Annotated in this window: 13 protein-coding genes and 1 pseudogene; 8 read left to right on the top strand and 6 right to left on the bottom strand. The window is 63.0% G+C overall.

Annotated features, from left to right (window positions below):
• Nucleotides 1-573, bottom strand: a pseudogene (locus tag ACK59X_RS17520) (two-component sensor histidine kinase); the annotation flags it as partial.
• Nucleotides 570-1,256 carry a heavy metal response regulator transcription factor gene (locus ACK59X_RS17515; protein ID WP_184856157.1) on the bottom strand — a complete coding sequence of 229 codons (687 nt, stop codon included), beginning with the start codon at nt 1,254-1,256 and terminating at the stop codon, nt 570-572. The gene ACK59X_RS17515 and the pseudogene ACK59X_RS17520, both read right to left, overlap by 4 nt.
• A 212-nt stretch (nt 1,257-1,468) precedes the next feature.
• Here ACK59X_RS17515 and ACK59X_RS17510 point away from each other — a divergent pair, with 212 nt between their 5' ends.
• The 7 genes from ACK59X_RS17510 (at nt 1,469) to ACK59X_RS17480 (ending at nt 6,609) form a co-directional block, all read left to right on the top strand.
• Nucleotides 1,469-1,717, top strand: coding sequence for a hypothetical protein (locus ACK59X_RS17510; RefSeq protein WP_409959200.1), 249 nt, complete (start codon nt 1,469-1,471; stop codon nt 1,715-1,717).
• Nucleotides 1,714-3,150 (top strand): TolC family protein, encoded by a 1,437-nt coding sequence (locus ACK59X_RS17505; protein ID WP_184856159.1) that lies wholly within the window; start codon nt 1,714-1,716, stop codon nt 3,148-3,150. The genes ACK59X_RS17510 and ACK59X_RS17505 overlap by 4 nt, the downstream gene beginning before the upstream one ends.
• A 17-nt stretch (nt 3,151-3,167) precedes the next feature.
• On the top strand, nt 3,168-4,580 hold the full coding sequence (locus ACK59X_RS17500; RefSeq protein WP_409959198.1) for a multicopper oxidase family protein: 1,413 nt from the start codon (nt 3,168-3,170) through the stop codon (nt 4,578-4,580).
• Nucleotides 4,581-4,616: 36 nt separating this feature from the next.
• The gene (locus tag ACK59X_RS17495; protein ID WP_409959196.1) at nt 4,617-5,120 is read left to right on the top strand and encodes a plastocyanin/azurin family copper-binding protein; all 504 of its coding nucleotides are present in this window, start codon (nt 4,617-4,619) and stop codon (nt 5,118-5,120) included.
• Nucleotides 5,121-5,160: 40 nt separating this feature from the next.
• The gene (locus ACK59X_RS17490; protein WP_184856162.1) at nt 5,161-5,496 is read left to right on the top strand and encodes a copper-binding protein; all 336 of its coding nucleotides are present in this window, start codon (nt 5,161-5,163) and stop codon (nt 5,494-5,496) included.
• A 77-nt stretch (nt 5,497-5,573) separates the two neighbouring features.
• Nucleotides 5,574-5,867 (top strand): hypothetical protein, encoded by a 294-nt coding sequence (locus ACK59X_RS17485; protein ID WP_184856163.1) that lies wholly within the window; start codon nt 5,574-5,576, stop codon nt 5,865-5,867.
• Between the two features lie 106 nt (nt 5,868-5,973).
• Nucleotides 5,974-6,609 (top strand): hypothetical protein, encoded by a 636-nt coding sequence (locus tag ACK59X_RS17480; RefSeq protein ID WP_184856164.1) that lies wholly within the window; start codon nt 5,974-5,976, stop codon nt 6,607-6,609.
• Between the two features lie 72 nt (nt 6,610-6,681).
• Here the strand turns inward: ACK59X_RS17480 and cueR are convergent, their stop codons facing one another.
• Nucleotides 6,682-7,236, bottom strand: coding sequence for a Cu(I)-responsive transcriptional regulator (gene cueR, locus ACK59X_RS17475; protein ID WP_311773808.1), 555 nt, complete (start codon nt 7,234-7,236; stop codon nt 6,682-6,684).
• 106 nt (nt 7,237-7,342) lie between these two features.
• Nucleotides 7,343-7,534: a heavy-metal-associated domain-containing protein gene (locus ACK59X_RS17470; RefSeq protein ID WP_184856165.1), complete on the bottom strand. Its 192-nt coding sequence runs from the start codon at nt 7,532-7,534 to the stop codon at nt 7,343-7,345.
• A gap of 209 nt (nt 7,535-7,743) precedes the next feature.
• Between ACK59X_RS17470 and ACK59X_RS17465 the strand changes: the two genes are divergently transcribed.
• Nucleotides 7,744-10,128: a heavy metal translocating P-type ATPase gene (locus tag ACK59X_RS17465; RefSeq protein WP_409959204.1), complete on the top strand. Its 2,385-nt coding sequence runs from the start codon at nt 7,744-7,746 to the stop codon at nt 10,126-10,128.
• A gap of 114 nt (nt 10,129-10,242) precedes the next feature.
• On the opposite strand, the gene ACK59X_RS17460 is transcribed toward ACK59X_RS17465, so the two are convergent.
• A complete protein-coding gene (locus tag ACK59X_RS17460) occupies nt 10,243-10,872 on the bottom strand; it encodes an HAD family hydrolase (protein ID WP_184856166.1) in 630 nt (209 codons plus the stop codon).
• Between the two features lie 108 nt (nt 10,873-10,980).
• Nucleotides 10,981-11,781, bottom strand: a complete 801-nt coding sequence (locus ACK59X_RS17455) for a metallophosphoesterase (RefSeq protein WP_184856167.1) — start codon at nt 11,779-11,781, stop codon at nt 10,981-10,983.
• Nucleotides 11,782-12,074 lie beyond the last annotated feature (293 nt).

The raw sequence follows: 12,074 nt of genomic DNA, 5'->3' as shown, positions 1-12,074 counted from the left end.
GGCCCGCCCGGGAGCCAGCCCGGTCCTCGCTGCCCACCAACCCCGCACGCCTGCCACCAGGGTGGCCAGGGCCACATCCCCCGCGATCACCCGGATCAAGTCGGGAATGCAATGCTTGTGGTGGGCAATGTCCAGCGCAACACTCACCTGCAGCGGCAAATCGCCTCCCCCAGGAGCGGACAACACCTCGTACATCCCTCGGACTTCGCGGGTTCCGGCGTGCCAGGCGGCCACCCCCAAGCGCGCCCCGCGGACCATCTCCGGCATGCCGCCGGGAAACTCAAAGCCTGGGGTGGAGTAAAGCGCTTCGCTGCCCCGCGTCACGCTGACAAAAAGTCCCTCGTGGCTATGGAGCACATCGTCCATGCGGGTCTGCAGATCCTGGGGGGATTTGGACTTCCCGATCACCTCCCGCATGAGGTGGATCTTGTCGCGCAGGGCATCACGGTCCAACTCCACGAAATTCCGATCAATGGAGATTGCGACCAGGGTTCCCAGGCCTATGAGCACGAACGCGGAGGCCAGGGTAAAAAAAACCGTCAGTCGTGTCGTCAGCGAGTATGGGGCGCTCACAGGCTCTCCTCAGGCTCCTCGAGCACATAGCCCATGCCCCGAACCGTCTGAATGAGCTTAATGTCGTAAGCGTCATCGATCTTGGCTCGCAGCCTGCGCATCGCCACCTCGATCACGTTGGAATCGCTATCGAAGTTCATGTCCCACACCTGCGAGGCGATGAGCGATCGCGGCAACACCTCGCCATGGCGCCGCATCAGCAGTTCCAGCAAGCCGAACTCTTTGGCCGTGAGGTCGATACGCTTGCCAGCGCGGCTCACGCGCCGGCGCAGCAAATCGAGCTCCAAATCCGCCACCTGCAGCACGGTCACCTCTGTCCCGCTGCGACCGCGCCGCAAGATGGTGCGCACCCGCGCAAGCAGTTCGGCAAAGGAAAACGGCTTGACCAGGTAGTCGTCGGCGCCCAGTTCGAGACCTTTGATCCGATCATCCACGTGGTCTTTGGCCGTCAGGAACAGCACCGGCATCTCCAGCCCGTAGCGGCGAAGGCTCTTGAGGACCTGCCATCCATCCATTCCCGGGAGCATGACATCCAAGATGACCAGGTCGTAGTCACCTTCTTGGGCCATGTGCAGCCCATCCACCCCGTTGTGAACCAGATCTGCGTTGAAGCCTGCCTCTCGCAGGCCCAGGCGCAGGTACTCCCCGGTTTTGATTTCATCCTCTACGACCAATATCTTCACGGGCGACTCCCTTGACCAGTTGGCGCAAGTGTGCCCGGGGATCGCAGGCTTTCATGAACATTACAAAGATGTAATGGACAAGTTATGTCGGCGGCAGCAAGGGGTTCACACAATGCATCCATCACGAAACGCATGGTGAACCTATGAAAAATCCTTGGCTTTCACGACCCACCTCAAGCCGATGGCTGGCCGCCGCGCTCGCGGTTCCCTCCTTGGCATTCGCGCAGACGCCAGAGGCCGGCGCCACAAAGGTGGACTACCAGATCTCCTACCGCTCGGCATTCACGGGCTATGAGGCGTACAAGGAGCAATCCGTCCAGCCTTGGAAGGAGGCCAACGACAAGGTGGGGCAAATCGGTGGCTGGCGCGCCTACGCCAAGGAAATGCGCCAGACGGCGCCCGATGCAGGCCAAGAGCAGCCCGCCCAAGGCCATGGCACCCACGGTGGAGGCAAGCAATGAGCCGCCCAGTTCGCATGCCCCGTGCCAAGCTCCTGGTGGCTCTGGCCGCCGTCGCGGTATTGTCCGGCTGCGCCAGCGTGAACCTGGAGCAGAACCTGTCTGGCACCAATGCCGCCACGGCCGGCTTCACGGATGGCCAACTCACCCTGGCCCGAGACAAGTCCGAGCAGGACGCCTTGCGCCAGCGTGCCTCTGATCTCTTGAGCAAGCCGCTTGGGCAGAAGGAAGCCGTACAACTCGCGCTGGTCAACAGTCCGTCCATGCAGGCCATAGTGGCCCAAAGCTGGGCCGATGCCTCGAGCGCCGCCCAGTCGGGGCGGATTGCCAATCCCATCCTCACCCTGGAGCGGGTACGCCTGGGCAGTGAAACCGAGATCGGCCGCCTTCTGTCCTTTGGCCTGCTGGACCTGCTCACCCTGCCCATGCGCAAAGGGACAGCTGAACTGCGCATCAAGCAAACACAGCTGCGCCTGAGCAGCGATGTCGTGGATCAGGTCACACAAGTGCGTCAGGCCTGGGTACGCGCTGTAGCGGCCCAGCAGACGCTGACCTATACCCAGCAGGTCTTGGCCAGCGCCCAGGCCAGTGCCGAGCTGGCAAAGCGCATGCAGTCGGTCGGGAACTTCAACAAGCTCGATCGTGCCCGCCAGCAGGCGTTCTATGCGGACACTGCCACCCAGGTGGCCAACGCACAGCACCAGACTACGGCCGCCCGCGAGGAGCTGGTCCGGCTGCTTGGCCTGGACGACAGCCAGGCTGGCATGCTCAAGCTGCCCGAGCGCCTGCCCGCACTGCCCAAGGAGCCTGTGTCTGCTCAGGAGGCGGGCCGCCTGGCCTCCAAGGGCCGCCTGGACCTGCAGATCGCCAAGTCGGACTATGACGCAGCTGCGCGCTCGCAGGGCTGGAACACGCTCATGACCTTCACGGACATCGAACTGGGGGTGCGACGCGACTCCGTGTTTGATGCGACCGAGAACACAAAGCAAACCCGCCGCGGCTTTGAGATCAGCCTGAGCCTGCCCATCTTCGACTGGGGCGGCATGCAGCGCAGCGCAATGAGTGCGCAGACGCTGGCGGCGGCCAATCGCCTGGAGGCCACCGCCCGAGCGGCCGGCTCCAACCTTCGCGAAAGCTACTCCGCCTACCGCACGGCCTATGACGTCGCGCGCCACCACCGCGATGAGGTGATCCCGCTGAGGAAGACCATCTCCGAAGAAAACCAGCTTCGCTACAACGGGATGCTGATCAGCGTGTTCGAGCTGCTGGCTGACTCCCGCGACCAGGTGAACTCGGTGATGGCAGCGCTCAATGCCGAACAGCAGTTCTGGCAAGCAGAGGCGGCCCTCCAGGCCTCCCTGATCGGCAAGCCCATGAGTGCCGGTGTCGCTGGCGGCGGGGGTGCTGCCGCCGCCGAGTCTGCAGCAGGCCACTGATCCCAAAGGAAACCAACATGAGTTCGAGAAGAGATTTTTTCCGCTTCGCAGGCATTGCCGGAGGGGCTGTGGCTGCGGCCAGTGTGAGCCGAGTTGCGATGGCAGCTTTGCCAGAGCCTGTTTTTCAGACGAGTCCTGAGACCATGGCACCGCTGGTGCCCAACTCGGGGCGTCCCTACAACCCCGTGGTCACGCTGAACGGCTGGACGTTGCCCTGGCGCATGAACCAGGGTGTCAAGGAGTTCCATCTGGTCGCCGAGCCCGTGGTGCGAGAAATGGCCCCCGGCTTCAAGGCCCACCTGTGGGGTTACAACGGACAGAGCCCAGGCCCCACCATTGAAGTGGTCGAAGGCGATCGCGTGCGCATCTTCGTGACCAACAAGCTACCTGAGCACACCAGCATCCACTGGCACGGTCAACGCCTGCCCAATGGCATGGATGGCGTAGCAGGACTGAACCAACCTGCCATCAACCCAGGCAAGACCTTCGTCTACGAGTTCGTGGCGCGCCGCCCTGGCACCTTCATGTACCACCCGCATGCCGACGAAATGACGCAGATGGCCATGGGCATGATGGGCTTCTGGATCACCCACCCCAAGGCCAAGCATCCGCTGATCGATGAGGTGCAGCGCGACTTCTGCTTCCTGCTCAGCGCCTATGACATCGAGCCCGGGGCCGCGACACCCAAGGTCGCAGAGATGACGAACTTCAATCTGTGGACATGGAACAGCCGCATCTTCCCGGGCATTGACTCGTTGAATGTCCGGCTCAACGACAAGGTGCGGATCCGCATCGGCAATCTGACCATGACCAACCACCCCATCCATCTGCACGGCCACGAGTTCCTCGTGACCGGCACCGATGGTGGTCCAACGCCCAAGAGCACGCGGCTGTACGAGGTCACCACCGATGTGGCCGTGGGCCAGATGCGGCAGATCGACGTCCTGGCTGACGAAGAAGGCGACTGGGCATTCCATTGCCACAAGAGCCACCACACCATGAACGCGATGGGGCACGACAGTCCTACCATGATCGGCGTGGACCACCGGGGGGTGGCCAAGAAGATCAACAACCTCATTCCCGACTACATGGTGATGGGTGAGCGCGGCATGGCGGACATGACGGAGATGGAGATGCCCATCCCTGACAACACGATTCCGATGATGACCGGCGAAGGCCCGTTTGGGTCGGTCGAGATGGGCGGCATGTTCAGCGTCGTCAAGGTGCGCCGCGACCAAAAGCCGGGCGACTACAAAAACCCCGGTTGGTACAAGCACCCTGAAGGCACCGTCGCCTATGAGTACACCGGCCCGGTGGCCGAGCCAGCGCGCTTCAAGGCCGAGGGCGGTCAGTCCATGCCGCGCAAGGAAAAGGCCACCTCGGACACCGTCGTCAAGGTCAAGAAGCCATCGGCCCATAGCGGGCACTGAAAACCCATCCCCCCTGAACCACTCTACGAGGTACCTATGAAACGCAACCTTTCCCTGATCGCAGCCTCCGCCCTGGTGGCCATTTCCTTCAACAGCTTCGCCGGCGGTAACCACGGTGGCGGTCATGACGCCGGTGGCGCCAAAGGCCACGGCAGTGCTGAATCCGCCATTGGTCAGCCCGGTCAAGCCGGCAAGGTGACCCGCACGATCAACGTCGAGATGGCGGACACCATGCGCTTCACGCCAGCGAACATCGCCGCCAAGCAGGGCGAGACCATCCGCTTCGTGATCAAGAACTCCGGCCAGGTCAAGCACGAGTTCAGCCTGGGTACCGAGGCCGAGCTCAAGGAGCACTACGAGACCATGAAGAAGTTCCCCGAGATGGAACACGACGAGCCGAGCAAGATTTCCCTGGCTCCCGGCAAGCAGGGCGAAATCATCTGGCAATTCACCAAGGCGGGCGACATCAACTTCGCATGCCTGTACCCAGGCCACTACGACGCAGGCATGAAGGGCCAGGTCAAGGTCGCAAAGAAGTAACCACGGGGTTGCGCGTCAACCCACTGAACAAGGAACTCTCATGAAGCAAATCAACACTGCTATCGCCGCCGCCATGCTGTCGCTGGCCGCACTGCTGCCGGTCGCGGCCATGGCCCAGGCCGCCCCCGACGCCGCCAAGTCCTCCGCAGCCGCCTCGATGACCGATGGTGAGGTGCGCAAGATCGACAAGGACGCCAGCAAGATCACCATCAAGCATGGCGACATCAAGCACCTGGAAATGCCCGGCATGACCATGGTCTTCAACGCCAAGGACAAGGCCCTGCTCGACAAGGTGCAGGTAGGCGACAAGATCCGCTTCATGGTGGTCAGCGAAGGCGGAAAAATGGTCGTGACGGACATCCAGGCCGCCAAGTAAGCCAGGCGAAAAGCAGACGGCGCCCTCGTACAGGGGGCCTTTCCTCACCCATGCGGCCATGCCGCGAAAGAAAAATCATGAAGTCTTTTCTCATCGCTCTGGCCCTTACGGCCGCATCGTCCGCATTTGCAGCTGGCGATACCCAGGAGGCCACCCCCTACACCAACTCCAAGGCCCAGGCGCACGGCGAGGATCACAAGAAGGCCCGCCCAGCAACGCCACCCAAGCGTACCAACGACGGCAGCACGGCCCGCGGGGAAGGCTCAGGCGTGGCCACGACCAGCAAGTCCGAAGCCCGCGGCCAGGACAAGGCCAACGAGCGCGAAGCCAAGCCACACAAGGAAACGAGCCAAGGGACCACCCCGAAGTAAAACCGGCATGAAGCGCGGCGGACGGGCTATGCCTGTCCGCGCTATACGCCGGTGGCAAGCCGCGTATAGCGCGCAAGTCTGATGCGAGCACAGGCCTGCTCTGGCCATGACGGTGTACGGTGAGGTAGACGTGACTTACGCGCTATTTGCCAACTTGGCCGAAGACACCAGCGGTGGGTGGTGGGACATGGTGCTGCGCGGAACTTTGGAGCAGTGCATCTGGGCTGGAAACTCCGTCAAGGCCGATTGGGCGCACATTGTCGACATGGAGACTGCCCAAGTCGTGCGCTGGAAGAAGCGCGATGCCTCAGGACCGCCGCTTGACTTGGTTCCGTGGTCGGTCGGCCATGATGCGGACATTCCATTGACCTTCGGCGTATTGCTTTCCTTTCAGGAGCTTTGCAAGCTGTCGGCCCTTGGCGGCTCTCGATGGGTTCGCGCGCAGTTGGCCAAGGCCACTGTTTCGCCCGCGCTAGCCGAGGTAGCTACGGCTTCGGCCATGCTGCACTTGATACAGGGCTGCCCTTTGCCATTTCTCGTGAGCGGACCACAGGCAATCCTGGTTGAGGAGCTTCAGCAAAACGGTCTCCTGCGAGCCGAATTTACCTACGCGGATTCACAAGAGGAGGACACGGCAACGGTGCTTGCCATCACGGACAAAGGGCGCGAAGCACTTGCTGGCAACGCCGTCTCCAACACGGCATCTCGCCCATCGAAGGCCGCTGTTTCTCCCGACCCCTGAGCGGCTTTGCCGGGATAGAAAGTCCCACAGGCTGCCAACCCACAAGGGTCGTCTTGGACAACCGCCGCGCGGTCAATGATTGCCGTGATGGACGTGAACGCCGCGCATCCAGGCCATGAGATCCAGCTGGCTGGTTGCAACCGAACCAGGCGCTGGGCTGCGGCTGTCATTTTGGCTGCGACGCCGCGGCTTGACGAAGTTTGCGCTGTGGCTGGGCCTGGACGGGCTGTCGACCGCCAGATTGTCCAGGATTGCGCAATCGGCGTGGTCGTCACCAGCACAGACAGCCACGAGCTGCTCAAGCGCTGACTTCATCTCGACGATCTCCTGCAGCTTCTGTTGCAGATCCTGCAGATGGCGCTCTGCAATGGCCTTGACCTGCCGGCTGCTGCGGGCAGCATCACCCCACTGGCCGATCAGCTCGGCGATCTGGGGCATGGAGAATCCGAGTCGGCGCGACTGGCGGATGAAACGCAACACGGAGATCTCCCGCTCCCCGTACAGGCGGTACCCAGAATCGCTGCGTACCGCCTCCGGGAGCAAGCCGGTCTGCTCATAATGGCGAATCATCTTGGCTGAGACCCCTGCGGCTTTGGCGGCATCGCCGATGTTCATGAGTGCGGTCATGGCTGTTCCTGCGAATGAAGAAAACACGGTAGCAGGACTGTCCACCTTGCCACCGTGTCAATGTCAAGAACCCCCAAGAGGTTCCTGCTGAGTACCTCAAACGAGATCAGGCGGGTGGGTATCCCGCCTCGGACAGCACCTCCGTCAATGTCTGGCGGTCTTCCGCGCTCTGCACAGTAACCGTGCGCTTGGGCATGTCCACCTGGATCTTGCATTCGGGATCGACCATCTTCAGTGTCTGGCTGACCATCCCGGCGCAATGCCCGCAGGTCATGTTGGGGAGTTGGAATTCATGCATGTTTCACCTCGTGGAAAAAAAGTTGTGAAGCACGCAGTCTCCAGCTTGTCACGGTGGAAAGGTCAAGCCCTGGTGACGCTAGCTACTACCTCGCACAACGCCACGCTTGCGTTTGCCACCGTGTCAAGCCTGACAGTTCAGCTGTGCCGGCCACAGCCGGGTTTGAACCTCATTTGGAGACTGCCATGAATTCCGTTGCCAATGGCGCAATGCTGCCCTCGTCACTACCGACATCACTCTTGGACCTTCCGATCACGGGCATGACCTGCGCCTCCTGCGTCGGGCGGGTCGAGAAGGCGCTCAAAGCGGTGCCAGGCGTGCGGGACGTGACCGTGAACATTGCCACGGAGCGTGCGACCGTGGTGGCCGAGGCATCCGTTGCCGCCCCCGCCTTGGCGGCGGCCGTACAAAAGGCCGGGTACTCAGTGGCCGAGGAACTGGTGGAGCTTTCTGTTGGCGGGATGACCTGCGCCTCCTGTGTCGGTCGTGTCGAGACGGCCTTGAAGGCCGTGCCCGGGGTGACGGATGCCGACGTCAGCCTGGCCACCGAGCGGGCGCGGGTGCGCCTGCAAGCGGGGGTGGCATCCGATGGCCTCGTGAGAGCCATCCAGAAGGCCGGCTACGAGGCCCAGGTCGTGACTTCAGATGCACCCGCCCCCCCAAAGTCCGGTGGCGAGCCTTGGTGGCCGGTTGCATTGGCTGCCGTCCTTTGCGTACCGCTCGTGCTGCCCATGCTGGGTATGCTGTTCCGGCAGGACTGGGCTCTGAGCGGCTGGATTCAACTGGCTTTGGCCACGCCGGTGCAGTTTTGGCTGGGGGCACGGTTTTACCGGGCGGGATGGAGGGCGCTGCGCGCCGGCGCGGGCAATATGGACCTGCTGGTGGCTCTGGGCACCTCGGCAGGGTATGGGTTGAGCCTCTACCTGCTCTTCAAGCACGCAGAGCATGGCACACCCCATCTGTACTTTGAGGCATCGGCTGTGATCATCACCCTCGTGCTTCTGGAGAAGTGGTTGGAAGCGCGGGCCAAGAGGCAGACCACAGCGGCCATCCAGGCACTCAATGCCCTGCGCCCGGAAGTGGCGCGCGTGCGTACCGCTGCTGGTGACGTCGATCTACCCCTGTCGCAGGTGAAAGTGGGGGACGACGTGGTCGTTCGCCCCGGAGAGAGAGTGCCGGTGGATGGCGCCGTCATCGAGGGCGCAAGCCAGGTCGACGAATCGCTGATCACCGGCGAAAGCCTTCCCGTTGCCAAGAACGTCGGCGACCAAGTGACCGGAGGGGCCGTGAATGCGGAAGGCTTGTTGCTGGTTCGCACGAGCGCCGTCGGCGCCGAGTCCACGCTATCGCGCATCGTGCGCATGGTGGAATCTGCGCAGGCCAAGAAGGCTCCGATCCAGCGCATGGTGGACAAGGTCAGCGCCGTGTTCGTCCCCGTAGTCCTCGGCCTTGCCGCACTCACCCTGGTGGGATGGGGCCTTGCGACGGGGAACTGGGAACAGGCCATCCTCAATGCTGTGGCGGTGCTGGTCATTGCCTGCCCCTGCGCGCTGGGCCTGGCGACTCCGACCGCCATCATGGCGGGGACCGGCGTGGCAGCGCGCCATGGCATCCTGATCAAGGATGCCGAAGCCCTCGAGATTGCACACCGCATCGACACGGTAGCCTTCGACAAGACCGGCACTCTCACTGAAGGCAGACCCACCATGGCAGCAGCAGTCCCTGCTGAGGGCGCCCAGGAGCATCTATTGCCGTTTGCCGCGGCCCTGCAGAACGGAAGCGAGCATCCCTTGGCCAGAGCCGTGATGGACGCTGCTCGCAGCCAGTTGATCACCGTGCCGCGAGCCACCGACGTCACTGCAGTGGCAGGCCGGGGGATGTCGGCCATCGTCAAGGGGCGCGAGATACGCTTGGGCAGTACCCGGTACATGAACGAGCTCCTGGTCAGCACTGAAAGTCTGGCGGCGACTGCCGCGCAGATGCAGCAGGAAGGCCGAACCGTGTCCTGGCTTGCCGACGTGACCGACACGCCGACATTGGTGGGTCTGCTGGCGTTTGGCGATACCGTCAAAGCCAGCGCACGCCAGGCGATAGCGCAGCTGCACGGCCTGGGCATCGAGACCGTCCTGGTGACCGGGGACAACCAAGGCAGCGCGGCCGCGGTGGCCAAAGCGTTGGGCATAGACCAGGTCCGTGCTGATGTGCTGCCTGAAGGCAAAGCCGAAATCGTCGCGCAACTCAAATCCGGTGGTCGGCAAGTTGCGATGGTCGGGGATGGAATCAACGACGCCCCCGCGCTGGCGGCGGCCAACGTGGGAATCGCCATGTCCACAGGCACGGATGTGGCCATGCATGCGGCTGGCATCACGCTCATGCGTGGGGATCCGGCGTTGATCGCGGATGCCATTGACATCTCGCGGCGCACCTACGCCAAGATCCGCCAGAACTTGTTTTGGGCCTTTGCCTACAACGTGGTGGGTATCCCGTTGGCGGCTTTTGGCTTGCTCAACCCCATGGTGGCGGGCGCCGCAATGGCGCTCAGCAGCGTGAGTGTCGTGACCAATGCCCTTACCCTGCGGTCCTGGAAGAAGTGAGGGGCGCAGGGCCGTCGTCAATATGAAGAACCAGGCGGCTCCAAGGGACCAGGGAGATGGATCCAGACGAAGATTTCGGACGTCTTTCCTGGCGCTCTGGTATGCCGCGAGGTTCTACACCGGCTGCGTCCGCAGTGAACACCCAGGGCCGCGCGTCCACTCGCTGAATGCCCACAAATCTGCGTGTGAGGAATGGACCAGATCGAGCTCCGGCCCGACGTTCGGTGTCCCATTGGGACCGCGGCAAATCAGTGCTCGATGGACGGCCGGAGCGATCCCACGAAAATACGGCAGGAAGTCATCTACAAACGCCACTGGCGCAAGGCGCTCGATGGCCTCAGCCTTCGGGCTTCGCTCCCCTGCTGCGACTCCTGTGGCGATCACGCGCTCGATCGGAAACCCCGCATCCCGCAGATTCCTCAGGCGCGCCGCTTCAAACTGCTGGGCCAGAGCTGAGACGCAGACCAGTTCGTAGCCCGCATCGTAGAGCACATGGCTGGCTTCGACAGCCCGCTCCAGTGGTGGCACGCAAGACCAGAACTGCTCATCCATGCAGGCCCGCAACGCCGCCAGGCGATCCCCCTGCAGAAACTCGACCGCCCAGCGGTGATGCGGAAAGTACGCGTCCTTGTCCCGCTCGACGGGCCGCTGGCCAAACGCGCGCTCCCAGACCGAGGCATAAGCCAGGCCATAGTCGAGCAGCACCCCATCCGCATCCAGGGCGATGATTGGCTTGGTGCTCATGTCGATGATCCTCCAGCAAGATCTCATTGCAATTGCGCTCGTGGGGCCGGCGAGCATGCCATCGGTAGGTGACCACCCGCGTGCTTGCAGACGCGTCGCAGTCTCTGCTCAGCCCACATCCACACAGAAATCCACCCGGAACTCCGAATTCTGCATGCCACCCCCTCGGCGCCTGTAGCCTCTGGGGTTGGTGACGATCCGAGTCCCCCGCACCTGATAGTCCTGGCTCTCATGGACGTGCCCATGGATCCAGGTGCCGGCCTTTCCCATCAGCGCTTCCAGGTCGCTGGCGTAGCAAGGTGACAGCGGGTGGGCTTCAAACCCCTGCGGGATTGATCGCGGATGCGGTGCATGGTGGGTGACCACCACCGTGTTCTCTGGATCACCCAGGCCCAGTTGCTCCTGCAGCCACTGCCGGCTCGCGTCATGCCGGCGCCCGGCCATTGCCGGCACCAGGCGGTGCTTGCGTTCGTGCCAGTACATCTCCGCCGGCCGGGTGATCTTGATCCGCGGGTAGTCGCTCATGCGATGGCGCGCGGTGTTCATCGCCATCAGCTTCTCGTCGGCGCCGTGCAGCGCATAGTCCGTCCAGAGCGTGCACCCCAGGAACCGAACCTCCCCGATCACGACGGCATCGTTCTCCAGGTAGTGGACCTGGTAGTCACTGGCGAGCTTGCGCATCACGTCAATGTGCTTGTCCCAATGCTGGCTGTAGAACTCGTGGTTGCCGTCCACGTAGATGACGGGCTTTCCCGGGAAGGTCTCGCGTGCCCAGCGCAGCCCGCCCGTGCCCTCGGTGGTGTCGCCGGCCAGCACCACCACGTCGACGGTCTGGAGGAAGTGCGGGTCCAGCCGCGGCCTGAAGGGAGCCAGGTCCAGATGCAGGTCCGAGTACACGAGCAGTTTCATGGATGCTCCGTTGAAGGCGTTGCGCGGACTCATGGCCAACAGCGGCGAGGCTTCTTGCGCGCCCTGACCATCGGCGCGAAGCCTGCGCGCTGAATGCGTGCGGAAACCAGTCTCCCTTTCAGCAGCCTCCCTGGTTCGGTCGTGATCACGAACTGTGGTGGCTCGTCCCCGTCAGCGCTACTCCTGGCCAGCGAGAAGTACACGCGAGCGCCCACCGTCCACCCCATCCCAGGCGGCAAGGGAATGCGATTGCGACTGTCGATGTGCACTCTGCGCTCGGGCTCGAATCGCTT

Origin of the sequence: Acidovorax sp. (assembly GCF_046339755.1) — a bacterium.
Taxonomy (GTDB): domain Bacteria; phylum Pseudomonadota; class Gammaproteobacteria; order Burkholderiales; family Burkholderiaceae_C; genus Acidovorax.
The sequence above is the reverse complement of the archived record's forward strand: the minus strand, read 5'-3'. Positions and strand labels throughout refer to the sequence as shown.

Bases quoted from the DNA above. Each gene is read 5' to 3' on its own strand.
- ACK59X_RS17505 (WP_184856159.1), top strand. From the start codon at position 1,714: ATGAGCCGCCCAGTTCGCATGCCCCGTGCCAAGCTCCTGGTGGCTCTG.
- ACK59X_RS17500 (WP_409959198.1), top strand. From the start codon at position 3,168: ATGAGTTCGAGAAGAGATTTTTTCCGCTTCGCAGGCATTGCCGGAGGG.
- ACK59X_RS17495 (WP_409959196.1), top strand. From the start codon at position 4,617: ATGAAACGCAACCTTTCCCTGATCGCAGCCTCCGCCCTGGTGGCCATT.
- ACK59X_RS17490 (WP_184856162.1), top strand. From the start codon at position 5,161: ATGAAGCAAATCAACACTGCTATCGCCGCCGCCATGCTGTCGCTGGCC.
- ACK59X_RS17485 (WP_184856163.1), top strand. From the start codon at position 5,574: ATGAAGTCTTTTCTCATCGCTCTGGCCCTTACGGCCGCATCGTCCGCA.
- ACK59X_RS17480 (WP_184856164.1), top strand. From the start codon at position 5,974: ATGACGGTGTACGGTGAGGTAGACGTGACTTACGCGCTATTTGCCAAC.
- cueR (WP_311773808.1), bottom strand. From the start codon at position 7,236: ATGACCGCACTCATGAACATCGGCGATGCCGCCAAAGCCGCAGGGGTC.
- ACK59X_RS17470 (WP_184856165.1), bottom strand. From the start codon at position 7,534: ATGCATGAATTCCAACTCCCCAACATGACCTGCGGGCATTGCGCCGGG.
- ACK59X_RS17465 (WP_409959204.1), top strand. From the start codon at position 7,744: ATGCTGCCCTCGTCACTACCGACATCACTCTTGGACCTTCCGATCACG.
- ACK59X_RS17460 (WP_184856166.1), bottom strand. From the start codon at position 10,872: ATGAGCACCAAGCCAATCATCGCCCTGGATGCGGATGGGGTGCTGCTC.
- ACK59X_RS17455 (WP_184856167.1), bottom strand. From the start codon at position 11,781: ATGAAACTGCTCGTGTACTCGGACCTGCATCTGGACCTGGCTCCCTTC.